This is a genomic window from Duganella guangzhouensis, from assembly GCF_009674535.1.
GTDB classification, from domain to species: Bacteria; Pseudomonadota; Gammaproteobacteria; order Burkholderiales; family Burkholderiaceae_D; genus Rugamonas; species Rugamonas guangzhouensis.
Window position 1 is genome coordinate 1 of sequence record NZ_WKJK01000036.1, and the last position, 22,443, is coordinate 22,443.

A 22,443-nucleotide genomic window follows, 5' to 3' on the forward strand; every position below is an offset into this window, starting at 1 on the left:
TAGCAATGCCACGTCGATCACTCCGATCTCCTGCCGAAAAGACAGGGGGAATTGTGCTACTAACGTGGGTCAGATTCCGTTGCAAATTCGTGGGAAAGGTGGGTCAGATTTCAGTGCAACTTAACACAATACCTGAAGATATTGCGTTATGCACCACGTGCAGACCTGCGAGAGTCTTGCCGGCTCCAGGTACGCCGGAAAGGAAAAGCATATATCGCTTCTTGAGGTCCTTCGCCTCCTGAATCAGAGCGACGAGACGAGCGGAGGCGATATTGAGATTGTCTGCGTCATAGTTAGCGATAGCTCGGACGTCGTGGCCCGAGAATATGCTAGTTGCTGCCTCGATGATATTGGGTACAGGACGGTAGGCTGATCGATCCCATGTCTCGGCAACGAGAAGAGGGCGGTCATCTGATATGCTGAGCTTGGATAGCTGAGTTGCTAAACCTTGGACGCCAACGAAGATCGTCGATGCTACTTGATCGTTAGACGAAACATATTCAGGGTATTCACGCGGCAGTTCGGTTGCGAGGGTACTCCAAAGAATTGGCACTATACGACGGGAGCTACTGGCCGCATGAAAATCGCGCAGATCAAGCGCATACTCTTCGATCTGTCGTCGATCTTGAGCCAGGAATTCTTGACTACCGACTTTGCATTCGATGACGATGATCGGAGATTCTGTTAGCACGACTACATCTATTCGTTTCCGCAGCCGATATAGTGGGTATTCAAGTATGACAGACCATGCGATGGTGGCTGGCGTGATGCGAACAAGAATCTCGAGCTGAGTTTTTAATAACGGGATGATTGTCGCCCAGGCTTGGGTTTGCTTCGAGTACTGTGACAAAAAGCCGTCCGCAGCATAGGCCAGCTGTAGTCCCCCTAAAATATTCTGTGGATCTGCGCTTAAAAATTCTCCGATGGTGGCCCGATAGTACGCTGGCATTCTTTAACTGCTTTCTCAAAGTTATTGCTGTGCTCGCTTGATAGCATTAAAACATTGAGATTTATTAAAAGCAACCAACGCTACGCCCGTGGAAGGCAAAAAAAAGCCAACCGAATGGTTGGCTTTTGTCGAGTACCGTTTTAGATGACTTAAACGTCGATATTCCCCGCACGCAGCGCATTGGTCTCAATGAACGCCCGGCGTGGCTCCACATCATCACCCATCAGCGTAGTGAAGATCTGATCGGCAGCAATCGCATCCTCAATCTGCACCTTCAGCAAGCGGCGCACGGTCGGATCCATGGTGGTTTCCCACAGCTGTTCCGGGTTCATCTCGCCCAGACCTTTGTAGCGCTGTTTCGAGACCACGCGTTCCGATTCGTCGCGCAGCCACTGCATCGCCTGGTGGAAGTCGGTCACGGCCGATTCCTTGGTGCGCTCGCCTTCGCCGCGGCGCACGTAGGCGCCTTCGCCGATCAGGCCGGTGAAGGTGGCGGCGGCTTCGGCCAGCACGCGGTAGTCCGCGCTCAGCACGAAGTCGGCGTCGATCGAGCTGACTTTGACGTTACCGTGGTGCATACGCTCGATCCACAGCTGGTGCTGCTCGTTGAGTTCGTCCGACCGCACCGTGACTTTGACGGCGATGTCGTTGATGTTCTCTTCCAGCGCGCGGGCCGAGGCTTCCGACGCTTCCAGCGTGCTCATGTCCAGTGTGACGCCGGTCATGATGGCGGTCAGCGCGGCGCGGTCGATCACGCGGGTCAGGCGGTTCATGATGACGTTGGCCAGGTTGAACTGACGTACCAGCTCGCTCAGCGCTTCGCCCAGGATCGGCTCGGCGCCTTCGCGCGGGGTCAGCACGGCGGTGTTCAGCGCCACGTTCATCATGTAGGTGGCTTCTTCGGCGTCGTCCTTCAGGTAACGCTCGTCGCGGCCGGCCTTCACTTTGTACAGTGGCGGCTGGGCGATGTAGATGTGGCCGCGTTCCACCAACTCAGGCATCTGGCGATAGAACAGGGTCAGCAGCAGGGTGCGGATGTGGGCGCCGTCGACGTCCGCATCGGTCATGATGATGATGCGGTGGTAGCGCAGCTTTTCGACGTTGAATTCGTCCGGGCCGATCGAGGTGCCGAGCGTGGCGATCAGGGTGGTGATCTGTTCCGACGACAGCATTTTTTCGAAGCGCGCCTTTTCCACGTTCAGCACTTTACCGCGCAGCGGCAGGATGGCCTGGAATTTACGGTCGCGGCCTTGCTTGGCCGAGCCGCCTGCGGAGTCACCCTCGACGATGTACAGTTCGCACAGCGCCGGGTCGCGTTCCTGGCAGTCGGCCAGCTTGGACGACAGGCCCAGGCCGTCCATCACGCCTTTGCGGCGGGTCAGGTCGCGCGCCTTGCGGGCGGCTTCGCGCGCGCGCGCGGCTTCGACGATTTTGCCGCAGATGATTTTGGCGTCGTTCGGTTTTTCCTGCAGGTAGTCGGACAGGGTCTTGGCGACGATTTCTTCCACCGGGCCGCGCACTTCGGACGACACCAGCTTGTCCTTGGTCTGCGACGAGAATTTCGGCTCTGGTACTTTCACCGACAGCACGCAGGTCAGGCCTTCGCGCATGTCGTCGCCGGAGATTTCAACCTTGGCCTTCTTGGCGAAGTCGTTCTCGTCGATGTATTTGTTGATGACGCGGGTCATCGCCGCGCGCAGGCCGGTCAGGTGGGTGCCGCCGTCGCGCTGCGGGATGTTGTTGGTGAAGCACAGCACCTGTTCGTTGTAGGCGTCGTTCCATTGCATCGAGACGTCGACCGAGATGGTGGTGTTCTGGTCCGACTGGCGTTCGCCGGTGGCCTGGAACACGGTCGGGTGCAGCACGGTCTTGGCTTTGTTGATGTATTCGACGAAGCCGCGGGTGCCGCCTTCAAACGCGAACAGCTCTTCCTTGCCGGTGCGCTGGTCGGTCAGCTTGATGTTGACGCCATTGTTCAGGAACGACAGTTCGCGGATGCGCTTGGCCAGGATTTCGTAGTGGAATTCGACGTGGGTGAAGATGTCTTCGTCGGCCCAGAAGTGGACGTCGGTGCCGCGCTTGTCGGTGTCGCCGATGATTTTGATCGGCGATACGGCGATGCCGTCGCGCATTTCAATTTCACGGTTCTGCGCCACGCCGCGCACGAATTCCATCTGGTGCACTTTGCCGTCGCGGCGGATGGTCACGCGCAGCAGTTTGGACAGTGCGTTGACGCAGGAGACGCCAACGCCGTGCAGGCCGCCGGAGACTTTATAGGCGTTCTGGTCGAACTTGCCGCCGGCGTGCAGTTCGGTCAGCACGATTTCGGCCGCCGAGCGTTTCGGGTCGTGCTTGTCGTCCATCTTCAGGCCGACCGGGATGCCGCGGCCGTTGTCGGTGATGGAGATCGAGTTGTCGGAGTGGATGGTGACGTGGATCTCGGAGCAGTGACCGGCCAGGGCTTCGTCAATCGAGTTGTCCAGCACCTCGAACACCAGGTGGTGCAGACCGGTGCCGTCCGAGGTGTCGCCGATGTACATGCCGGGACGTTTGCGGACTGCTTCCAGACCTTCCAGAATCTGGATCGAGGAGGCGCCGTATTCTTCGTTCTTTGGTACTGGTGCTGCGTTCTCTTCGGACATGTGCTGCTTTCTCAATCAATATACTGTATTTCTGGGACGTCATCCCGGCGGCAGCCGGGATCCATGCTGAGCATGCGTTCTATGGATTCCGGCGTGCGCCGGAACGACGACGGGTCTTAAATGCGCATCGGCATGACGACGTATTTGAAGTCGGCATTGTCCGGAATCGAGATCAGCGCCGACGAATTGGAATCGCCCAGCGCGACGTTGACCTGGTCGCATTTCAGGTTGTTCAGCACGTCCAGCAGGTAGGTGACGTTGAAGCCGATGTCGACGCTGTCGCCGCCGTAATCGATTTCCAGTTCTTCCACCGCTTCTTCCTGGTCGGCGTTGGTGGAGCTGATTTTCATCACGCCCGGCGCGATGATGCAGCGCACGCCCTTGAATTTGTCGCTGGTCATGATGGCGGCGCGCTGCAGCGAGCGCAGCAGCTCATCGCGGCCGATGATGAATTCGTTTTTATAGCCCTTCGGGATCACCCGGGTGTAGTCGGGGAACTTGCCTTCCACCAGTTTCGAGATCAGCTCGATGTCGGCAAAGGTCAGCTTGACCTGGTTGGCGGCGATGTCCAGCTGCACAGGCTCGTCGTTTTCTTCCAGCAGGCGCTGCAGTTCGATGATGGTCTTGCGCGGGATGATGACTTCCTGGCGCTCGAACGACTGCTCGGTCTCCACCTGGCAGAACGCCAGACGGTGGCCGTCGGTGGCGACGGCGATCACGTTGTGGCCGTCCAGTACCAGCAGCAGGCCGTTCAGGTAGTAGCGGATGTCCTGCTGGGCCATCGAGAAGTGCACCATGTTGAACAGGTGCTTCAGGGTTTTTTGCGGCAGCGTGACCGAGGCGCTGTAGCTGTCGGCCTGTTGCACGGTCGGGAATTCTTCGGCGGCCAGGGTTTGCAGCGCGAAGCGCGATTTGCCCGACTGTACCGCCAGGCGCTTGTTCTGCAGCGTGATGGTGACGTCGCCCGATTCCGGCAGCGCGCGCAGAATGTCCAGCAGCTTGCGCGCGGCCACGGTGGTGCCGGTCACGTCGGCGCCGGAGCCGATCTCGGCGTTGGTGGTGATCTGTACTTCCGTGTCGGTCGACAGGAAGGATACGCTCTCGCCTTCTTTGCGGATGAGGATATTGGCCAGAATCGGCATAGTGTGCCGACGCTCGACAATACCACTCACGATCTGCAGTGGCCGGAGTAGCGTATCACGGGTGGTTTTGACCAATTGCATAGAATATCCTCAGTAAAAATTTAACGTTGTTTCAGTACTTTTTGCCTTGTGGGCAGTTGGACAGGTTTGACTAAATGATAAAGCCAAACCAGCCCTGCCGCCAGCCTTGCCGCCGTCGCACCGGCGAAAGCCGGTGCCCATACACACTCTGCATGGACACCGGCTTGCGCCGGTGCGACGGCGGTGGCTCAGCCCTTCAATGTTTGCTCCAGGACGTGCAATTCGTGGTTGCACTCCGGGTTTTTGGTACGGTCGAGGGCGATCTTGCGCACCGCGTGCAGCACCGTGGTGTGGTCGCGGCCACCGAACAGCTCGCCGATTTCCGGCAGCGATTTCTGCGTCAGTTCCTTGGCCAGGTACATGGCGATCTGGCGCGGGCGGGCGATGTTGGCCGGCCGGCGTTTAGAGTACATGTCGGCGACTTTGATGTTGAAGAAGTCGGCCACGGTTTTCTGGATGTTTTCCACCGAAATCTGGCGGTTCTGCACCGACAGCAAATCCTTCAGCGCTTCTTTCACGATGTCGATCGTGATGTCCTTGCCGTGGAAACGCGAGTAGGCCAGGATCTTGCGCAGCGCGCCTTCCAGCTCGCGCACGTTGGAGCGCAGGTGCTTGGCCACGAAGAAGGCGACGTCGTCCGAGAAGGTGACGCCTTCCTGCTTGGCTTTCTTCAGCAGAATCGCGACCCGCATTTCCAGCTCCGGCGGCTCGATCGCCACCGTCAGGCCGGAGTCGAAGCGCGAGATCAGGCGGTCGTCCATGCCGGTGATTTCCTTCGGATAGGTATCCGAAGTGATGATGATCTGCTTCTTGGCCGCGATCAGCGCTTCAAACGCGTAGAAGAATTCTTCCTGGGTGCGGCTTTTGCCGCCGAAGAATTGAATATCATCGATCAGCAGCATGTCCAGCGAGTGGTAGTAGTGCTTGAAGTCGTCGAAGCCCTTGCGCTGATACGCGGTCACCACGTCGCGCACATATTGCTCGGCGTGGATGTAGCGGATGCGCGCGCCCGGCTGGTCGGCCATCACCTGGTTGCCGATGGCGTGGATCAAGTGGGTCTTACCCAGGCCGACGCCGCCGTAGAAAAACAGCGGGTTGTACGACACGCCCGGGTTGTTGGCCACCTGGATCGCGGCGGCGCGCGCCAGCTGGTTGGCCTTACCGGTGACGAAGCTCTCGAAGGTGAGGTCGGTGTTGATGCGGCTTTGCTCGCGCCGCGGCTGGGCCGAGGCGGGCATCTCCGGCACCGACGGCGTCGGGTCGGCCAGCGCCATGCGCGCGTTGTTGCTGGGCGCGCCGCCGTTCGGGTCCGGCACCGGGGCGGTGGTGGGCGCGACTTTTTTGGGCACGCCCATGCGCGGATCGAGCACAAACTGCACTTCGGTCGGCTGCTCCCAGTATTGGCAGGCCAGCGCCGTGATGCGGCTGGCGAACTGGGTCTTCACCCAATCCAGCTTGAAGCGGTTGGGCGCGGCCACGCGCAGCTTGCCCGCCTCGTAATCGAGGGGGATAAGCGGCTTAATCCAGGCGCTGAATTGTTGCGGCGTCAGCTCCAGCTCCAGCTGGGCGGAGCAGGTCTGCCAGAAATTTTCCATGAATCGACGATCTTGTTCTGTACTGCGGATAAAGGTGTGGGCAACTTTGAAGTTTTTCACACGTAACGCGCTATTCTACTCTCGCTCGCCTAAGTTATCCACAGGCGCCGCAGGATTTTTTCGCGGCTGGGCGGTGGCCGGCGCGGCGGCGCGGGGCAGTCAGTTGTTGACAAGCGGGGCCGAAATGCTGATAATTCAGGGTTCCCCGCCCGTATTCCCTGTTTCTTCACATGGAACTCAATATGGAGTAGCGAGGATTTAGCGGGCGATGAGATGGACCCAGCTTGTGCCGGATAGCGTTGGCATAGGTGCGCGAAGTGTCATTGGCACCAAAAACTGACGGGCCGTCTGACCCGATTTTGCATTTTTTTCTGCTTTAAGCGAGACCAACATGAAACGTACTTACCAACCTTCCGTTGTACGCCGTAAGCGTACCCACGGCTTCCGCGCACGTATGGCTACCCGTGGTGGCCGCCAAGTGCTGAACGCACGCCGCGCCAAAGGCCGCAAGCGTCTGGCTGTCTAAGCCATCTGCTTGTTAGCTGATCGCGTGGAAAGCTGCGTCTCAAGCGGCTCGACAGGCGAGGGTTCACACGACTTCGCACGCGCTCGGCGTATCGTTAAAACGGATGAATTTTCATCCGTTTTTCGTTTGCGCCCCAGCCAAAAGAGCGCGCATTTCGTGCTGTACACCCGTCTGAACCAACTGCCGCATGCGCGGCTGGGCGTCGTGGTGGCCAAGCGCTTTGCGCCGCGCGCCGTCACGCGCAACACCATCAAGCGCGTCACCCGCGAGCTGTTCCGCGTGACCGGCCTGCCGCCCATCGATTGCGTGGTGCGCCTGGCCAAGCCGGTCAACAGCAAGGATGGACCCGCCACCACTGCAAAGCTGAAAGCGGCTTTGCGGGTGGAATTGGCGCGTCTGTTCGCCGCCCAGGCCAAATTAATCAACAAGCCGGGCTTGCCGTCCTCGTCGCCGCCTCCACCTAGGTCGCCATGAAAACCGTGCTCCGCTTCCTGCTGCGCTTTTATCAATTGGCCATCAGCCCGATGATGCGTCCGAGCTGCCGTTTTCATCCGAGCTGCTCGAATTATGCGCTGGAAGCGCTGCAAGTCCACGGCGCCGCCAAGGGCAGCTGGCTGGCGGCGAAGCGCGTCTGCCGTTGCCATCCGTGGCATCCGGGTGGCGTCGACTTGGTGCCGCCGGCCGACGGCAAATCGAATTCCTCTACGACCGCTTGCGGTTGCAACCACTCCTGATTGAAATAATGGATATCAATAAACGTACCATCTTGTGGATCGTGTTTGCGGTGGCGTCATTTGTTCTGTGGAACAACTGGCAAGTCTCGCAAGGCCATCCATCGATGTTTGCGCCGCCGCCGGCGCAGACGGCCAAGGCGCCTGAAGCGAAGAAATCCGACCTGCCGGCCGCCGCTGTCGCTGGCGTAGCGGGTGCGGCAGCTGTGCCTGGCGCCGCCGAGGCCGCGCCGTTCAAGGCCGAGCGCATCACCATCACCACCGACGTGGTGCGTGCCGATATCGACACTCAGGGCGGCACCATCAAGCGTCTGGAACTGTTGAAGTACAAGGAAAACGCGCATCCGGGCTGGTTCAACGGCTGCTTCGGCCTGTTCAAGTTCTGCCAGCCTGGCGACCAGAGCCAGAACGTGGTGCTGTTTGACGTCGACGCCGGCACCGGCAAGACCTACCTGGCGCGTACCGGCCTGATCGGCGCCGCCGGCCTGCCTAATCACACCAGCGGCTTCGTCGCCAAACCAGGTCCGCGCATGCTGAACGATGGCAACCAGGTGCAACTGGTGCTGGAATCGGAATCGGGCGGCGTCAAGCTGACCAAGACCTTCACCTTCAAGCGCGGCGATTACGTGATCGACGTGCGTCATGATGTGACCAACACCGGCACCGCGCCGGTATCGCCGCAGCTGTACCTGCAGCTGGCGCACGACGGCAACAAGCCGGCCGGCGACTCCTTCTTCAATAGCACTTACACCGGTCCAACCATGTACACGGACGAGAAGCGCTACGAGAAGCTGAAGTTCGATACGGTGGAGAAGGAAGCGCAGGAAGCCGCCAAGACCGGCAAGCCGATGGTGCAAGACCACGTGACCAAAGCCGACAACGGCTGGATCGCGATTTCGCAGCACTTCTTCGTCTCGGCCTTCGTGCCGCAGACCAAGCTGATGCACGACATCACCACCGAGAAGATCGACACCAATCTGTACGGCATCAGCGTCAAGCAGCCGCTGGGCAGCATCGCGCCGGGCGCGACCGTGTCGAACGACGCCAAGCTGTTCTCGGGTCCGCAGGAAGCCAAGCTGCTGGAGCCGGTGTCGCCGGGTCTGGAACTGGTGCGTGACTACGGCTGGCTGGCGATGATCGCCAAGCCGATGTTCGCCGTGATCAACTACATCCACTCGCTGCTGGGTAACTGGGGCTGGACCATTATTGTGTTCACCGTCCTGATCAAGCTGCTGTTCTTCCCGCTGTCGGCCGCCGGCTACCGCAGCATGGCCAAGGTCAAGCTGGTGACGCCGAAGATGCAAGCCATCCGCGAGCGCTACAAAGGCGATCCGGCCAAGATGAACCAGGCCACGATGGAACTGTACAAGCAAGAGAAAATCAACCCGCTGGGCGGCTGCCTGCCGATCCTGGTGCAGATGCCGGTCTTCATCTCGCTGTACTACGTGTTGCAGTCGGCGGTGGAAATCCGCGGCGCGCCGTGGGTGGGCTGGATCACCGACCTGGCGCAGCACGATCCGTATGCGATTCTGCCGGTGCTGTACGCGATTTCGATGTTCATCACCACCAAGCTGAACCCTGCGCCGGCCGATCCGATGCAGGCCAAGATGATGATGTTCATGCCGCTGGCATTCTCGGTCATGTTCTTCTTCTTCCCGTCCGGCCTGGTGCTGTACTGGGTGGTCAACAACGTGCTGTCGATCGCTCAGCAGTACGTGATCTCGAAGAAATTTGGTACGCCTGCCGCAGCCAAAGCTTAAACGCTGAAATCTGTTGCATTAAAGCCCGCGTTGAACGCGGGCTTTTTTTATACTTTACAATCCGCTTATGAACATCGATTCCTCTCCTATCGCCGCGATCGCCACTGCACCGGGCCGCGGCGGCATCGGCGTCGTGCGCGCCTCCGGCAAGAACCTGCAGGCGCTGATCGCCGCGCTGTTGGGCGAGGCCGCGCTCAAGCCGCGCCACGCCACCTACATCCCGTTCACCCAGGCGGACGGCAGCATCATCGACCAGGGCATCGCGATCTGGTTCAAGGGGCCGAACTCCTACACCGGCGAAGACGTGCTGGAACTGCAGGGCCACGGCGGCCCGATCGTGCTGCAGATGCTGTTGCAGCGCGTGCTGGAAGCCGGCGCCGAACTGGGCTTGCGGCTGGCCGAGCCGGGTGAATTCACCCGCCGCGCCTACCTCAACGACAAGCTCGACCTGGCGCAGGCCGAGGCGGTGGCCGATCTGATCGATGCCTCCACCGAAGCGGCGGCCAAATCGGCGTCGCAATCGCTGTCGGGCGCGTTCTCGAAAACGGTGAACACGCTGGTCGGCAGCGTCACCAACCTGCGCATGCTGGTGGAAGCCACGCTGGACTTCCCGGAAGAGGAAATCGACTTCCTGGAAAAATCCGACGCGCGCGGCCAGCTGAAAGGCATCGTCGACGCCCTGGAGCAAGTGTTCAAACAGGCGGCGCAGGGCGCCTTGCTGCGCGAGGGCTTGAACGTGGTGCTGGTTGGCCAGCCGAATGTCGGCAAATCCTCGCTGCTGAACGCGCTGGCCGGCAATGACGTCGCCATCGTCACGCCGATCGCCGGCACCACGCGCGACAAGGTGACCGAGACCATCCAGATTGAAGGCATCCCGCTCAACATCATCGACACCGCCGGCATCCGCGCGCCGGAAGAGGCGGTGGATGTGGTCGAACGGATCGGCATCGAACGCACCTGGGGCGAGGTCGGCAAGGCCGACGTCATCCTGCACCTGCTGGACGCCGACCACGGTCCGTCGCGCGCCGACGAAAGCATCATGGCCGCCTTCCCCGAAGGCGTGCCGGTGCTGCGCATCTGGAACAAGATCGACCTGTCCGGCCACAAGCCGGCGGTGGACATGATGGACGACGCCACCCACATCTACCTGTCGGCACACGAGCACATCGGCATCGAACTGCTGCGCAAGGAACTGCTGCGCATCGCCGGCTGGCAGCAGACTGGCGAATCGCTGTACCTGGCGCGCGAACGCCACCTGATCGCGCTGAAAAACGCCGGCAACCACCTGGCGCGCGCCGGCGAACACGCCGCCCAGAGCGACCAGTCGCTGGACCTGTTTGCCGAAGAACTGCGGCTGGCGCAAGTCCAGCTATCCAGCATCACCGGCGCCTTCTCCTCCGACGACCTGCTGGGCGTCATCTTCAGCCGCTTCTGCATCGGCAAATAAAATCAGCGGCACTCCCGATTGTGGTAACGTTTTCAAACCATAATCACACAGGAGACCGGAATGACTTTGTTGAAGCAGGTGGCGGCCGTTTGCATGGCGGCCTTGATGGCGGCCGGCAGCGCGCAGGCGCAGACGCCTTTCGAGCAATCGGCCAAGATGGCGCGCGGCGTCAACATCATCGGCTATGACACGGCGCTGTGGCGCGATCACACGCAGGGGCGTTTCAAGCAGCGCTATTTCAAGATGCTGAAGGAGGCCGGGTTTTCGTCGGTGCGGCTGAACCTGCATCCTTTTTCGCATATGGATGCAAGCAACACCATCTCGCCGCAATGGCTGGCCACGCTGGACTGGGCGGTCGCGCAGAGTCTGGCGGCGGGGCTGATGCCGGTGCTGGATCTGCATGAGTTCGGTGCGATGGCGGAGAATCTGGAGGGCAACAAGCCGAAGTTGCTGGCGGCCTGGCGCCAGCTGGCGCAGCGCTACCGCGATCAGCCGAGTGACGTGGTGTTTGAACTGCTCAACGAACCGAATGGCCAGCTGACGGATCAGCTATGGAATGGCCTGCTGCTTGAAACGCTGGCGGTGGTCCGCGCCAGCAATCCGACGCGCACCGTCATCATCGGTCCCGGTCACTGGAATGGCATCAACAGCCTGGCGCAGCTGGAGCTGCCCGAGTGGGATCGCAACCTGATCGTCACCGTCCACTTCTACGAGCCGATGCGCTTCACCCACCAAGGCGCCTCGTGGACGGAAGAGTTCAAGAACCTGAGCGGCGTCAGCTGGACCGGCAGCGAGGAAGAGCGCCGCATCATCGACAGCCGTCTGCAACAGGCCGCCGACTGGGCGCGCGTCCACAACCGTCCGCTCTACCTGGGCGAATTCGGCGCCTACGACAAAGCCGACATGGCCTCACGCGCGCGCTGGACCGCCCACGTCGCCCGCAGCGCCGAAAAGCTCGGCGCCAGCTGGGCCTACTGGCAGTTCGACAGCGACTTTGTCCTCTACGACATCAACAAAGACGCTTGGACCACCCCCATCCTGCAAGCGCTGGCGCCGGGAAGGTAGAAAACTTGAGCCCGCGCAGGTTGGCGCGGGCTTAGCATGGCAAGCTGGAGGGCCGACTTGACCGCCTTAGCTACCAATGCCTACCGTTATGCGAATTGCTGGCGTGCGCGTCGTTGTTTATCTCAACGATCATCGTCCTGCTCACATCCATCTTCTCGGCCTGGGTAACAAAGCGGTGATAGACTTGCATTGTCCTGACGGGCCGCTCTCCTTGCGTGAGAATTATGGTTTCTCCAGCAACGAGTTGCGGCGGCTTCTACAAGCTATTGCTGATTGCGTACCCATGTTATGCGAAGAATGGAGGGCGATACATGGATCTTACTGAAGACGAGATCGAGGCCGCAAACCGACGTGGGACCGAAATGCTGGCGCGATATCCTGCTGCGGTGGCAGTTCACTATGATCGCGACAGCGCATGTATCGTTATCTCACTGTCCAACGGTCGAAAAATCTCCGTGTCACCCAGAGAAATCCCTGGCATGGAGTTGACGAGCCCCGAGGATCTGAATGGTGCAGAAATCAGCCCTCGAGGCCAAGGCATCCACTTTCCCGTGATAGACGCCGACATTTTTATCCCAGCCTTATTGGATAGTTTGGGCGGTCATCGATAGGCGAGAGTGGCCGTCAAGGCTGACGGCTCTTCCAGTAGCCTGGTCGCCTGCGCTGATGGGCTACTGGGCGCCCGCATCTGGATAAGCCTGAATCAGCTGGATAGTCTTTTTGGCTTCTGCCGCAAATCAAGCTTTGCAAACACGTCTTCCATGGAGACGGTTTGCGCTTCGCCGCGCTCCACCGCATCAAGGCGTGACTCGGCTTCCTGTCGCCACGCCTCATCAATGGCGCCGTTTTCCGCCGGCTCCAGTGATTCGAGCAAATGCAGGGCCAGTTGTGCTTTCTCGCGGGCGGATAGCAAGGAAACGCGCTGAGCAAGTTCTTCCGGAATGTCTGGCATGATTGCCTCCTTCGGTATTGTCAGCGCATTATAGCGCTCTCAGTACGGCGAGCCGGTCACGTCCAGTTTGAGTTGCCACAGCGCGCCGGCGCCGGTGATGTAGAGGGTTTTGCCGTCGGCGCCGCCGAACGCGGCGTTGGTGACGTTGGCGTCGACTTTGATGGTGGCGATCTGTTGCCCACTCGGGGTGAATACGCGCAGCCGTTTGTCTGTGTGCTCGCTGACGTAGATGTTGCCGTGGCAGTCGACCGCCATGCCGTCCGGGATGCCGAGCCCGGTCACCAGATCCTTGCCCTGCTGCGGCACGCCGTTGACGATGGCATATGACCGCAGCACGCCATGCTCGCCCACCATGCCGTTCACATACAGCACGTCACCCTGCGGCGACAGCGAGACGCCGTTGGGATTCTGCAGCGTCTCTTCCACCACGCTGACTTTGCCATCGGCGGCCACGCGGTAGACCCGCGTCTTGTCCTGCCCGCCAGGCGCGGCGGTGCGCTGGAAGTCGGGATCGCTGAAGTACAAGGTGCCATCGGCCGTCATCGCCATGTCGTTGGGCGAGTTGAACACTTTGCCTTTGTACTCGCGCACCACGTCGCGGCGCTGGCCGTCCAGCGTGTACAGCGACACCGATTTCCATTTATGCGTGGCCGCCAGCAGGTTGCCCTTGCCATCGGTGGCGAGGCCGTTGCTGCCGCTGTCGGCTATCGCCACGCTGACCTTGCCGCTGGCATCCAGCTTCATCACGCGCGACGGGAAGCCCGGCCCGAACGTGAAGTCGGAGAAGTACAGTGCGTTCTTGATCCACACCGGCCCTTCATACAAGCCCGGCTCGCTGCGCGTGCTGTTGGCGGCGGCGATGCGGGTGGCGGTCAGCTCGCCGGACGGCGCCTTGCCGCTGCACGCGGCCGGCGCCGCTTGCGCCGAGGTGAAGGTGGTGGCGGCCCATGCGCTGGCCAGGCAAATCAAGATGCGATGTAACTTCATGCAGCGGTCTCCTGTTGGTCTTGTGGTCGATAGATGATGACGCAATCACGCCCGGCTTTCTTGGCGGCGTATAAACAGCTGTCGGCGGCGGCCAGCATGGCGGCGGCGTCGTTCAGCGTGTCTTTGTCAAACGTGGCCACGCCAATGCTCATGGTGACGTGCGGCCGCGTCGCCGCCGGCGAGTGGGCGATGTTCAGTGAGGCGATCTTGGCGCGGATGCTTTCCGCCACCAGCGCGGCCTGCTCGCAACTGGTGTCCGGCAGCACGGCGCCAAACTCTTCACCGCCGTAGCGCGCGGCCAGGTCGGCCGGCCGCTGCAAGGTGGCGGCGAAGGCTTCGGCCACCATGGTCAGGCAGGCATCGCCCTGCTGGTGACCGAAATGGTCGTTATAGGCTTTGAAGGAGTCGATGTCCATCAGCAGCAGCGACAGCTGGCCGTCGTTGCGGATGGCGCGCCGCAGTTCGCGGTCCAGCGCGACGTCGAAGTGGCGGCGGTTGGCGATGCCGGTCAGGCCGTCCACATACGATTGCGCGCGCAGCGCCTCGGCCTGGCTGCGAAGCTGGCGCTCGCGGCCGACGATGGTGCTGATGTCGCTGACTTCGATCAGGCAGTAGCGTTCCTTGCCTTCGTTGAACGGCGTCACCGACACCTGTTGCTCGACCCGCTCGCCGCCCCAGCTGCCGGCCGGATACAGCGGAAACGGCGACGGACTCAGCGACGGCGACAACTGTTGCGGCAGATTGCTTTGCAGCGCGCTCAGCACCGCCTGTTCCAGCCGCTGGCCGCGCAGTTCGCCGTACAGGTCGAACAGATCCTGCCCCAGCACGCGATGCGCCGAGCGGCCGGAGCGGCTGGCCATCCACTGGTTCCACATGACGATATGATGGTTGGTGTCGATGACGATCAATCCCAGCTGGGCCAGCCCGAGCACGCGCGCGGACAAAGTAGGCGATACGGAGGCGTTTTCAGACATGCGTGCTTTCCTGATGGGAATGGTAAACGTGCTCAGATTATACGAGCAGCGGCGCGGCCCGCTGCACTATCGTTTCCAGCTTTTCCATTAAAAAATATTTCCTCATTCTGTGGCAGCAATAAACTGTCGTCTGACGCGGCATTTTTGCCGCAGCGGTGGCTGTAGAGCCCGCTAGTTACCTGCTATGATTGATCGTCGCAAACAGCTATGCGGTTTCATGCAACCGTTGACAATTCTCATGTTTGCGCCAATTCCGCTGAAGTAACCTTGCAACTGACTTGAGGCAGGCTGGAAAGGAGAGCAACGTGGAACCGATACAAGAGAGTGTCCCGGACGACGGGGCCGGCATGCCCCGTTCGGGCGCCGCCAGGCCGGCCACAGCGGCGCAAACGCGGCAGATGTTGCCGCCCAAGGGCTCGTGCTGGTATTGCGAAAAACCGCTGGACAATGTGCGCCGCTTTTGCGACAAGGAATGCGCCGACGCGTTTGACGAAGAGAAGCAATACACCCGCTAGCCCGGCCGGACGTTACGCCATCGCTGCCTGCAAGGTCGCCAGCGCCGCTTCAAAATCGAACTGGTGCGCCGCCTCCGTCACCTCCTGAAATACTTCCACGCCCAGACTGGCGGCCAACACCGTGGCCGATTGTTCCAGCACGTCGATCGCCGCACCATCGCCCTCATCCAGCAAGCGCGCCAGATGCAGCAACAGCATGCGGGTTTCCGGCAGTTGCGCCGACGCCGACTGCAGCGTGTTGAGCGCCAACACCTGTTGTGGATCACCCTCCAGCACCTCGTCGATGACCGCGATCAGCTGGCGCAGCGCCTGCTCCAGCTGGGCCAGCAACGCCGACCATGCCTGCGCCGGTCCGGCGCACAGCGGCTCCAGCTGCGTCGCCAGCAGATACACCTGTTGCGCACCGATCATGCCGGCCGCGCCCTTGAGGGTGTGGATGATGCGCTGGGCGTGACCGGGCTCGCCGTGGTCCAGCGCCTTGCGGGCGTCGCAGCCGCTGTTGGGATAACGATGGCGGAAGCGACGCAGGATTTGCAGATACAGTTCGCGGTCGCCCATCAACTGCTGCAGACCGGTTTCAACTTGCAGGATCTGGCCGGCGCCGGCCGGGATATCTGGGCTGGAGGGTGTCATGGTGTGCCGTTGTGCGGATGCGTTACCGCTACGATAGCAGAGCTGGCCCTCATTTGGTGGTGAAGGACCAACTGCGGCTGACCGCCACTCCGCCCACCGTGCCGCTGAAGCTGACATCGTAGATGGTGCCGCTCTTCAGCGGCGCCAGCGGCACGATGGCGGCGGCGCTGCCGGTGGTGCTGGTGCCGGCGGCCAGGCTCAGCAGGCGCGTGCTGAGCGCGCTGCCGCCGCGCGGCGCCACGCTGAAACTTTGCACCGTCACGCTGCTGGTGCCGTCCGCATGCACGCTGATCGGGTAGCCGACCTCGTTCTGATTGGGCACCGGATCGGGCGATTCCTGATCGCTGTAGAAGTTCAGCGGCACGCCGGTCTGGCCGTCGTAGGGATAGCCGACGAACTTGCCGGTGCCCAGTCCGCTGTAGCCGTTCACCACGGCAAAGTCGGCGGTGAAATAGGTGTAGCCGCCGCTGGTGGTGGCGGCGCCGGTGCCGATTTCGCGGAAGATCGGTTCGAAGATGACGAAGCGGTGGTAAATCGCCGTAATCAATTCCTCGGCCTGGTAAGCGCCGGATGTGCTGGAGGTGGCGGAAATTACCTCGCCGGCGGAATACGAGCCGCTCAGCGTATAGCCGGCCGCGCGCAGCCGGTCCAGCAGCGAGACGCCGGTAAAACCGGGCTGACCCTGGGTCTGTTCGTGGGTGACAACATTATTTGTGCGCTGGTAATCGGAATGCCCTTGCGCCGCCGTGTTGATGAGGTTGTTGCGTGTCAGCGTGGACAAGCCCAGCTGCGTGCGCCGGTAGTTGAACCAGTTGTAGCCGTCGGTGGCGGTGTTGCCGGTGCTGGCGGGCGCGCCCGGATCGGTGACGGCCGGCGTGCCGACGCTGGAATTGGTGGACGTGCCGCCACCGCCGCCACCGCAGGCCGCCAGCAACAACGCGGCCAGCAAGGCCGCCACCGGGGATCGCCATTTTTCCATCATCAACTCCTGTGCATGCGAGCGATTTTATGCCGGTTTTGAAAAGCGCCGGTTCCGTTACGCATGGTAAGCTTGCCGTTTCTTTTGAATTGCACCTGTTTTGAAGCCTTTACACCATCCGCGCATGCAGCGCGCCAAGTTTGCCTTACCCAGCATGGTCACACTGATGTCGATTGCCTGCGGTTTCGGCAGCATCGTCATCTCGGTCGACAATGCCATGGAGGGCGTGGCCAGTGATTACCGCCTGGCCGCCGTGCTGCTGGTGCTGGCCGGCGTGTTCGATGCGCTGGACGGCATGGTGGCGCGTGCCACCAATACCCAGTCCGAGTTCGGCATGCAGCTCGATTCGATCGCGGACGTGATGAACTTCGGTTGCGCGCCCGGCCTGCTGCTGTACTGCTGGGGCTTCCAGAAGCTGGGCCTCGACCATCCGACGCTGTTGCGACTGGGTGGCATGGCCAGTTTCTTCTTCGTTGCCTGCGGCGCGCTGCGGCTGGCGCGTTTCAATGTGAACGTGGGCCGCACCGATCCGCGCTACTTCGTCGGCATGCCGATCACGGCCGGAGCGGCCTGTGTGGCGTCGGTGGTGGTGGCGTGGCCGGATCCGGCCATGTCGGCGCTGCGCGGCATCCTGATCGTGCTGCTGCTGTTCGTGGTGGGCAGCCTGATGGTGTCCACCGTGCGCTTCCCCAGTTCCAAGCAAAAGAAAAGCTGGGGCGCGCTGGTGGTGCTGGCGATTAATCTCGGCCTGCTGGCCTGGCTGCAGGCGCTGTATTTCGTGCTGTTCTTCCTGGTCTACATCGTTGGCACGCTGGCGCTGAACCTGGCCTGGAAGCAGGGCTGGACCGGCGTTGCGCCGCCGGTCATTTACGACGACGAGACGGCTTAAGCGACTTCGTGGCCGCGCGCCGCGCGCAAGATCTCGAACCACTGGCTGCGGCTCAGCGAGAACTGGGTCGCCTGCACCGCCTCCGCCACCGCCGCGATGCGGCCGGAACCGGTCAGCGGCAGCGGACGGCATGGCAGCTGCATAATCCACGCGAACACCACACTGCCGAACGGGCGTTGCAGCTCGTCGGCCACCTGCTGGATCACCGCGCGCACGCGCACGCCGGCGGCGTCATCACTGCTGAACAGGCGGCCGCCGGCCAGCGGCGACCAGATCATCGGCGCCACGTTCAGGTCTTGCAGGCCGTCGAAGGTTTCATCGAACATCGGCGCCACGTACAGCGGCGAGAATTCCACCTGATTGGTGGCCAGCGCGATGCGGCGGTTCAGCGACTCGAACTGATGACGGCTGAAGTTGGACACGCCGAAATGCTTGACCTTGCCATCCGCGCGCAGACGCTCGAAGGCGCCGGCGATCTCGTCAAAATTCATCAGCGGGTCCGGACGGTGGATCAGCAGCAGGTCCAGATGATCGGTGCCCAGCTGCTTCAGAGAATTCTCCGCCGAGGCGATGATGTGGCTGGCGCTGGTGTCATAGTGCTGAATGCTATGCTCCGGACGCGCCGAAGAAATCAGCTTGATGCCGCATTTGCTGACGATCTGCATCTTGTCGCGCAGCGAAGGCTGCAGCGCCAGCGCCTCGCCAAAGGTCGCTTCCACACCATAGCCGCCGTAGATATCGGCGTGGTCAAAGCTGGTGACGCCCATCGCCAGCGCCTGTTCGATCCAGCTGACGCGCTGTTGCGGCGTCAGATTCCACTCGTTCATGCGCCACATGCCGGCCACGATGCGCGACAGCGTCAGGCCGCCGGAATAGGTGGTCAGGGAAGGGCAGTTCAGGTCGCTCATGGGCAGTCTTTCCGGGTGAAGTGAGAGGCGGGAATTATAGTATGATCGACACGTCTGCCAGACCGAACGGAGAGATCACGTGGGATTTTTATCGTTTCTGAAGTCTAAGCCGGAACCCCAACCAGCCACCGCCGCTACCGCCGCCAGCGCGCCTGCCGCCGCGCCGGCTGCTGCCGTGGCCAGCGCCAGCGTCCTCATCACCCGGAGTGAAATCGTCGATGAACGCCAGGCGCTGATCGGCTACCGCTTCAGCGCCGCCGTGCCGGAGCCGGCGCTGTTCGACGCGCTGGTGGCGGCCGAACTGCCGCAGTTTGCGCAGCAGCGCATCGCCCTGGTCGCGGTCAGCCTGGAAGCCATCGCCGCCGGCTGGCATTTGCCGCTGGTGGCGCCGCAGACCGTGTTCCTGGTCGATTGCAGCGGCGGGGCGGGGGAGCCGCTGCTCACCGCGCTGGCCTCGCTGCGCGCCACCGGCTGCGAAATCGCACTGCGCGGCGTCACGCTGGACGACACCCAGTTGCTGTCGTATTGCCAGGCGGTAGCGCTGCATTTGGACGACCACGCGCTGCCGGAGTTCCAGACCCTGGCCAAACAGCTGCGCCTGCGCTATCCGGACCTGAAGCTGCTGGTCGATGGCGTCGACAGCTGGGACGAGCGGCGCATGTGCGCGTCGTGGGGCTGCAATTACTTCATGGGCCAGTTCCTGACCACCACCGACCAGGTCGATCCGGACGCCAAGATCGACCAGAGCCGCATGACCTCGATCGAACTGCTCAACCTCCTGCGCACAGATGCTGAACTGCCGGCCATGATCGACGTCGCCAAGCGCGATCCAGGCATGACCTATCAGGTGCTGCAATGGGCCAATGCGCCGGGCAGCGGCAACACCTCCAAGGTTACCAGCCTGCAGCAGGCGTTCATGGTGCTGGGGCGCAATCAACTGTATCGCGGCCTGACGGTATCGATGTTCCGGCTCGGCGCCGGCGCGCACAAAGAGCGCGATGAATCGCTGCTGGAAGTAGCGCTGACGCGCGCGCGTTTCCTCGAAACCTGCAGCCAGCTGCCGCAGCTGAAGCGGGATGAATTATTCCTGGTGGGTTTGCTGTCGCTGTTTGACGCGCTGCTCGGCGTGCCGATGGCCAATCTGGTGGCCAAGATGCACCTGTCGGACGACATCCGCGAGGCGCTGCTGGGCGGCGAAGGCGCCTACAGCCCATATCTGACCATGGTATTACTGCTACAGCGCGACAAGATCGCGCCCGCGCTCGAGATCGCGCAACAGCTGGGGCTGGACATCGACAACCTGGCCGCAGTGGGCCAGGCCGCCTTCCAATGGGCGCAAGAATCAGTGCGCCACACCAGCGCCGACGCCTGAGCACGTGTCCACTTCGGGGTCAGTTCCCAAAATCGGACATTGAGTCGCGCGCGATTCAATGTCCGTTTTTTAGAACTGACCCCGAATTTTGGACACGGGCTCGGCTTATTTCAGCCAGAGGCGGATCGAGTCCCAGGCGCGGCCGAAGATCGAGGCTTGTTCGACGGTCTCCAGCGCTACTACCGGCAGTTCCAGCATCGGTTTGCCGTCGACGACCATTTTCAGCGTGCCGACGCGGCTGTTTTCGGCCAGCGGTGCGACCAGCGGGTCTTTGCGCTCCAGCGCCGGCTTCATCTTGCCGGCCACGCCCTTCGGCACGGTGACCATCACGTCCTGCGCGAAGCCGATCTTGACGTTGCTCTTCGAACCTTTCCAGATTTCCGGCGTCGCGATCGGCTGGCCTTTGGAATACAGCTTGACGGTGTCGAAGTTCTGGAAGCCCCAGTTCAGCAGTTTCTGGCTTTCCTGGGTGCGTACTTGATCCGACGAGGTGCCCAGCACCACCGAGATCAGGCGCCGCTCGCCGCTGCCGTTGGGACGGTGCGCCGAGGCGATCATGCAGTAGCCGGCCGCTTCGGTGTGGCCGGTTTTCATGCCATCCACGGTTGGGTCCAGCCACAGCAGGCGGTTGCGGTTCGGTTGGGTGATTTTGTTGTAGGTGTAGGTCTTGACCGAGTCGATCTTGTAGAACTCGGGGAAATCCAGGATCACGCGCTTGGCCAGCACCGACAGGTCTTGCGCGGTCGAGTAGTTTTCCGGCGACGGCAGGCCGTGCGGATTGGCGAAGTGGGTCGAGGTCAGGCCCATGCGCTGGGCTTCCTTGTTCATCAGTACCACGAAGGCGGACTCGTCGCCGGCAACGGCTTCGGCCAGCGCCACGGCGGCGTCATTGCCCGACTGTACCATCAGGCCGTACAGCAGGTCGTTGATGCTGACCGGGGTGGCCGGGTCGATGAACATCTTGGAGCTGCTGGAATCCACTTTCCACGCTTTGGTGGAGACGTTGACCATCTGGTTCAGCGTGATCTTTTTGTCCCGCAGCGCGGTGAAGGTCACGTAGGCGGTCATCACTTTGGTCAGCGAGGCCGGCTCGATGCGGGCGTTGGGATCCTGGGAGGCGATGATCTGGCCGCTGGTGGCGTCCAGCAGCAGCCACGATTTGGCGGCGATAGTGGGGGCCGGCAGCGTCTGGGCTACGGCCGAGGTCATCACCATCACACTGGTGGCGAGTGCCGCGATAATTTTCTTCATGTGCGTCGTGTTCGGTGAAAAGTTAAAAGCGCAATAATTATAGAGGCTTAATCGGCGCTTGCGGTGTCCTCTTCAGACTCGGTTAAGCGAGGCCGGTGCCACAGTTGCGCCACCCAGCTCTTGATGTGGCCGAGCTTGCGGTGGAAGAAGTGGTCGGCGCCGGGAATCACCACCACCGGAATCTCTTGCGGCCGCAGCCAGTCCAGCACGTCGATCAGCGGGATGGTGTCGTCGTTTTCGCCGTGGATCAGGATGGTGTCGGCCGGGATGTCGGCCATCTGCCATTTCTTGGCGGCTGCGCCCACCAGCACCAGGCGCTCGGCCGGGGTGCCGGCGGCGGCCAGCCGTTGCGCCAGCTGCGATTGCACATAAGTGCCGAACGAGAAGCCCGACAGCGCCACCGGCAGGTCGGGGAATTTGTCCACCATCCAGGTGTGCAGCAGGCCCATGTCGTCGGTCTCGCCCTGACCGTGGTCGTGCACACCCTCGGAGGCGCCAACGCCACGGAAGTTGATGCGCGCCACCACGTAGCCGAGGTTGACGAAGGTGCGCATCAGCGTCACCGCCACTTTGTTGTCCATGGTGCCGCCGTACAGCGGATGCGGGTGGGCGACCAGCGCGATCCCGCGCGGTTCGATGCTTGGATAGTCCAGCACGCCTTCCATCTGGCCGGCGCCGCCAGCCAGGGTGAATTTTTCGCTCTTGTTCATAAGCCTCAGATTTTCAGACGGTCGACCACTTTACCCTGTACCAGGTGGCTGTCGATGATTTCATCGATGTCGCTGTTGTCGACAAAGGTGTACCAGGTGCCTTCCGGATAGACCACCATCACCGGGCCTTCCTCGCAACGGTCGAGGCAGCCGGCCTGGTTGATGCGGACCTTGCCCTGGCCGTTCAGGTTGAGTTCCTTGCAGCGCTTTTTGGCGTGCTTTTGCGCGCTTTCGGCGCCGTGGTCGCCACAGCTGTTGCGGCCGTCGTCACGCTTGTTCATGCAGAAGAACACGTGGTGTTTGAAGTAGGGAGTATCGCTCATGGCTAAACCTCG

The 22,443-nt window shown here is 61.6% G+C and carries 24 protein-coding genes; 11 read left to right on the forward strand and 13 right to left on the reverse strand.

The window, feature by feature from the left end:
• Window positions 1–103: 103 nt before the first annotated feature.
• The 4 genes from GJ699_RS32745 to dnaA form a co-directional block, all read right to left on the reverse strand.
• A complete protein-coding gene (locus tag GJ699_RS32745; RefSeq protein WP_154383615.1) occupies window positions 104–949 on the reverse strand; it encodes a hypothetical protein in 846 nt (281 codons plus the stop codon).
• A gap of 149 nt (window positions 950–1,098) precedes the next feature.
• On the reverse strand, window positions 1,099–3,591 hold the full coding sequence (gene gyrB, locus GJ699_RS32750) for a DNA topoisomerase (ATP-hydrolyzing) subunit B (protein WP_154383616.1): 2,493 nt from the start codon (window positions 3,589–3,591) through the stop codon (window positions 1,099–1,101).
• 116 nt (window positions 3,592–3,707) lie between these two features.
• Window positions 3,708–4,814: a DNA polymerase III subunit beta gene (gene dnaN / locus GJ699_RS32755; RefSeq protein WP_154383617.1), complete on the reverse strand. Its 1,107-nt coding sequence runs from the start codon at window positions 4,812–4,814 to the stop codon at window positions 3,708–3,710.
• 188 nt (window positions 4,815–5,002) lie between these two features.
• Complete coding sequence (gene dnaA / locus GJ699_RS32760; RefSeq protein WP_154383618.1) at window positions 5,003–6,409, reverse strand: chromosomal replication initiator protein DnaA; 1,407 nt, start codon at window positions 6,407–6,409, stop codon at window positions 5,003–5,005.
• Window positions 6,410–6,800: 391 nt separating this feature from the next.
• Here dnaA and rpmH point away from each other — a divergent pair, with 391 nt between their 5' ends.
• The 8 genes from rpmH to GJ699_RS32800 all read left to right on the forward strand — a co-directional run bounded on the left by rpmH (window position 6,801) and on the right by GJ699_RS32800 (window position 12,549).
• On the forward strand, window positions 6,801–6,935 hold the full coding sequence (rpmH, locus tag GJ699_RS32765; protein WP_040378179.1) for a 50S ribosomal protein L34: 135 nt from the start codon (window positions 6,801–6,803) through the stop codon (window positions 6,933–6,935).
• Between the two features lie 24 nt (window positions 6,936–6,959).
• Window positions 6,960–7,409, forward strand: a complete 450-nt coding sequence (rnpA, locus tag GJ699_RS32770) for a ribonuclease P protein component (RefSeq protein WP_371867740.1) — start codon at window positions 6,960–6,962, stop codon at window positions 7,407–7,409.
• Complete coding sequence (gene yidD, locus GJ699_RS32775; RefSeq protein ID WP_154383620.1) at window positions 7,406–7,669, forward strand: membrane protein insertion efficiency factor YidD; 264 nt, start codon at window positions 7,406–7,408, stop codon at window positions 7,667–7,669. Before rnpA ends, yidD begins: the two co-directional genes overlap by 4 nt.
• 8 nt (window positions 7,670–7,677) lie before the next feature.
• Window positions 7,678–9,426, forward strand: coding sequence for a membrane protein insertase YidC (gene yidC, locus GJ699_RS32780; protein WP_154383621.1), 1,749 nt, complete (start codon window positions 7,678–7,680; stop codon window positions 9,424–9,426).
• Window positions 9,427–9,493: 67 nt separating this feature from the next.
• Window positions 9,494–10,873: a tRNA uridine-5-carboxymethylaminomethyl(34) synthesis GTPase MnmE gene (gene mnmE / locus GJ699_RS32785; protein WP_154383622.1), complete on the forward strand. Its 1,380-nt coding sequence runs from the start codon at window positions 9,494–9,496 to the stop codon at window positions 10,871–10,873.
• Between the two features lie 60 nt (window positions 10,874–10,933).
• Window positions 10,934–11,938, forward strand: coding sequence for a glycoside hydrolase family 5 protein (locus GJ699_RS32790; protein ID WP_154383623.1), 1,005 nt, complete (start codon window positions 10,934–10,936; stop codon window positions 11,936–11,938).
• Between the two features lie 88 nt (window positions 11,939–12,026).
• On the forward strand, window positions 12,027–12,263 hold the full coding sequence (locus GJ699_RS35385; protein WP_371867741.1) for a DUF4160 domain-containing protein: 237 nt from the start codon (window positions 12,027–12,029) through the stop codon (window positions 12,261–12,263).
• Complete coding sequence (locus tag GJ699_RS32800) at window positions 12,250–12,549, forward strand: DUF2442 domain-containing protein (RefSeq protein ID WP_195763707.1); 300 nt, start codon at window positions 12,250–12,252, stop codon at window positions 12,547–12,549. The genes GJ699_RS35385 and GJ699_RS32800 overlap by 14 nt, the downstream gene beginning before the upstream one ends.
• Window positions 12,550–12,641: 92 nt before the next feature.
• Here GJ699_RS32800 and GJ699_RS32805 read toward each other — a convergent pair whose 3' ends face one another.
• Genes GJ699_RS32805 through GJ699_RS32815 form a run of 3 tightly spaced genes read right to left on the reverse strand, consistent with a single transcriptional unit; the run spans window position 12,642 to window position 14,851 of the window.
• Complete coding sequence (locus tag GJ699_RS32805; RefSeq protein ID WP_154383626.1) at window positions 12,642–12,890, reverse strand: addiction module protein; 249 nt, start codon at window positions 12,888–12,890, stop codon at window positions 12,642–12,644.
• Window positions 12,891–12,929: 39 nt separating this feature from the next.
• Window positions 12,930–13,877: an SMP-30/gluconolactonase/LRE family protein gene (locus GJ699_RS32810; protein WP_154383627.1), complete on the reverse strand. Its 948-nt coding sequence runs from the start codon at window positions 13,875–13,877 to the stop codon at window positions 12,930–12,932.
• On the reverse strand, window positions 13,874–14,851 hold the full coding sequence (locus tag GJ699_RS32815) for a sensor domain-containing diguanylate cyclase (RefSeq protein ID WP_154383628.1): 978 nt from the start codon (window positions 14,849–14,851) through the stop codon (window positions 13,874–13,876). The genes GJ699_RS32810 and GJ699_RS32815 overlap by 4 nt, the downstream gene beginning before the upstream one ends.
• Before the next feature lie 305 nt (window positions 14,852–15,156).
• Here GJ699_RS32815 and GJ699_RS32820 point away from each other — a divergent pair, with 305 nt between their 5' ends.
• The gene (locus GJ699_RS32820; protein WP_154383629.1) at window positions 15,157–15,366 is read left to right on the forward strand and encodes a hypothetical protein; all 210 of its coding nucleotides are present in this window, start codon (window positions 15,157–15,159) and stop codon (window positions 15,364–15,366) included.
• A 12-nt stretch (window positions 15,367–15,378) separates the two neighbouring features.
• On the opposite strand, the gene GJ699_RS32825 is transcribed toward GJ699_RS32820, so the two are convergent.
• Window positions 15,379–15,999 carry an Hpt domain-containing protein gene (locus GJ699_RS32825; protein ID WP_154383630.1) on the reverse strand — a complete coding sequence of 207 codons (621 nt, stop codon included), beginning with the start codon at window positions 15,997–15,999 and terminating at the stop codon, window positions 15,379–15,381.
• Between the two features lie 49 nt (window positions 16,000–16,048).
• Window positions 16,049–16,981, reverse strand: a complete 933-nt coding sequence (locus GJ699_RS32830) for a CAP domain-containing protein (RefSeq protein ID WP_308495546.1) — start codon at window positions 16,979–16,981, stop codon at window positions 16,049–16,051.
• Between the two features lie 121 nt (window positions 16,982–17,102).
• On the opposite strand from GJ699_RS32830, the gene pssA reads away from it, so the two are divergent.
• A complete protein-coding gene (gene pssA, locus GJ699_RS32835) occupies window positions 17,103–17,867 on the forward strand; it encodes a CDP-diacylglycerol--serine O-phosphatidyltransferase (RefSeq protein WP_154383642.1) in 765 nt (254 codons plus the stop codon).
• On the opposite strand, the gene GJ699_RS32840 is transcribed toward pssA, so the two are convergent.
• The gene (locus GJ699_RS32840; protein ID WP_154383631.1) at window positions 17,864–18,775 is read right to left on the reverse strand and encodes an aldo/keto reductase; all 912 of its coding nucleotides are present in this window, start codon (window positions 18,773–18,775) and stop codon (window positions 17,864–17,866) included. The two genes, pssA and GJ699_RS32840, sit on opposite strands and share 4 nt — an antisense overlap.
• A gap of 79 nt (window positions 18,776–18,854) precedes the next feature.
• On the opposite strand from GJ699_RS32840, the gene GJ699_RS32845 reads away from it, so the two are divergent.
• Window positions 18,855–20,147 (forward strand): EAL and HDOD domain-containing protein, encoded by a 1,293-nt coding sequence (locus GJ699_RS32845; protein ID WP_371867739.1) that lies wholly within the window; start codon window positions 18,855–18,857, stop codon window positions 20,145–20,147.
• Window positions 20,148–20,252: 105 nt separating this feature from the next.
• Here the strand turns inward: GJ699_RS32845 and GJ699_RS32850 are convergent, their stop codons facing one another.
• From GJ699_RS32850 to GJ699_RS32860, 3 genes are read right to left on the reverse strand one after another with little or no spacing between them, the layout of a single operon-like run.
• Entirely contained in the window at window positions 20,253–21,398 is a 1,146-nt protein-coding gene (locus GJ699_RS32850) for a D-alanyl-D-alanine carboxypeptidase family protein (RefSeq protein ID WP_154383632.1), read from the reverse strand.
• 47 nt (window positions 21,399–21,445) lie between these two features.
• Window positions 21,446–22,108 (reverse strand): alpha/beta hydrolase, encoded by a 663-nt coding sequence (locus tag GJ699_RS32855; protein ID WP_154383633.1) that lies wholly within the window; start codon window positions 22,106–22,108, stop codon window positions 21,446–21,448.
• 5 nt (window positions 22,109–22,113) lie between these two features.
• Complete coding sequence (locus GJ699_RS32860; protein ID WP_154383634.1) at window positions 22,114–22,431, reverse strand: (2Fe-2S) ferredoxin domain-containing protein; 318 nt, start codon at window positions 22,429–22,431, stop codon at window positions 22,114–22,116.
• Window positions 22,432–22,443 lie beyond the last annotated feature (12 nt).

What these genes read in the sequence shown, in the direction of transcription:
- GJ699_RS32745 (WP_154383615.1), bottom strand. Translation starts at nt 949, where the DNA reads ATGCCAGCGTACTATCGGGCCACCATCGGAGAATTTTTAAGCGCAGAT.
- gyrB (WP_154383616.1), bottom strand. Translation starts at nt 3,591, where the DNA reads ATGTCCGAAGAGAACGCAGCACCAGTACCAAAGAACGAAGAATACGGC.
- dnaN (WP_154383617.1), bottom strand. Translation starts at nt 4,814, where the DNA reads ATGCAATTGGTCAAAACCACCCGTGATACGCTACTCCGGCCACTGCAG.
- dnaA (WP_154383618.1), bottom strand. Translation starts at nt 6,409, where the DNA reads ATGGAAAATTTCTGGCAGACCTGCTCCGCCCAGCTGGAGCTGGAGCTG.
- rpmH (WP_040378179.1), top strand. Translation starts at nt 6,801, where the DNA reads ATGAAACGTACTTACCAACCTTCCGTTGTACGCCGTAAGCGTACCCAC.
- yidD (WP_154383620.1), top strand. Translation starts at nt 7,406, where the DNA reads ATGAAAACCGTGCTCCGCTTCCTGCTGCGCTTTTATCAATTGGCCATC.
- yidC (WP_154383621.1), top strand. Translation starts at nt 7,678, where the DNA reads ATGGATATCAATAAACGTACCATCTTGTGGATCGTGTTTGCGGTGGCG.
- mnmE (WP_154383622.1), top strand. Translation starts at nt 9,494, where the DNA reads ATGAACATCGATTCCTCTCCTATCGCCGCGATCGCCACTGCACCGGGC.
- GJ699_RS32790 (WP_154383623.1), top strand. Translation starts at nt 10,934, where the DNA reads ATGACTTTGTTGAAGCAGGTGGCGGCCGTTTGCATGGCGGCCTTGATG.
- GJ699_RS35385 (WP_371867741.1), top strand. Translation starts at nt 12,027, where the DNA reads ATGCGAATTGCTGGCGTGCGCGTCGTTGTTTATCTCAACGATCATCGT.
- GJ699_RS32800 (WP_195763707.1), top strand. Translation starts at nt 12,250, where the DNA reads ATGGATCTTACTGAAGACGAGATCGAGGCCGCAAACCGACGTGGGACC.
- GJ699_RS32805 (WP_154383626.1), bottom strand. Translation starts at nt 12,890, where the DNA reads ATGCCAGACATTCCGGAAGAACTTGCTCAGCGCGTTTCCTTGCTATCC.
- GJ699_RS32810 (WP_154383627.1), bottom strand. Translation starts at nt 13,877, where the DNA reads ATGAAGTTACATCGCATCTTGATTTGCCTGGCCAGCGCATGGGCCGCC.
- GJ699_RS32815 (WP_154383628.1), bottom strand. Translation starts at nt 14,851, where the DNA reads ATGTCTGAAAACGCCTCCGTATCGCCTACTTTGTCCGCGCGCGTGCTC.
- GJ699_RS32825 (WP_154383630.1), bottom strand. Translation starts at nt 15,999, where the DNA reads ATGACACCCTCCAGCCCAGATATCCCGGCCGGCGCCGGCCAGATCCTG.
- GJ699_RS32830 (WP_308495546.1), bottom strand. Translation starts at nt 16,981, where the DNA reads ATGATGGAAAAATGGCGATCCCCGGTGGCGGCCTTGCTGGCCGCGTTG.
- pssA (WP_154383642.1), top strand. Translation starts at nt 17,103, where the DNA reads ATGCAGCGCGCCAAGTTTGCCTTACCCAGCATGGTCACACTGATGTCG.
- GJ699_RS32840 (WP_154383631.1), bottom strand. Translation starts at nt 18,775, where the DNA reads ATGAGCGACCTGAACTGCCCTTCCCTGACCACCTATTCCGGCGGCCTG.
- GJ699_RS32850 (WP_154383632.1), bottom strand. Translation starts at nt 21,398, where the DNA reads ATGAAGAAAATTATCGCGGCACTCGCCACCAGTGTGATGGTGATGACC.
- GJ699_RS32855 (WP_154383633.1), bottom strand. Translation starts at nt 22,108, where the DNA reads ATGAACAAGAGCGAAAAATTCACCCTGGCTGGCGGCGCCGGCCAGATG.
- GJ699_RS32860 (WP_154383634.1), bottom strand. Translation starts at nt 22,431, where the DNA reads ATGAGCGATACTCCCTACTTCAAACACCACGTGTTCTTCTGCATGAAC.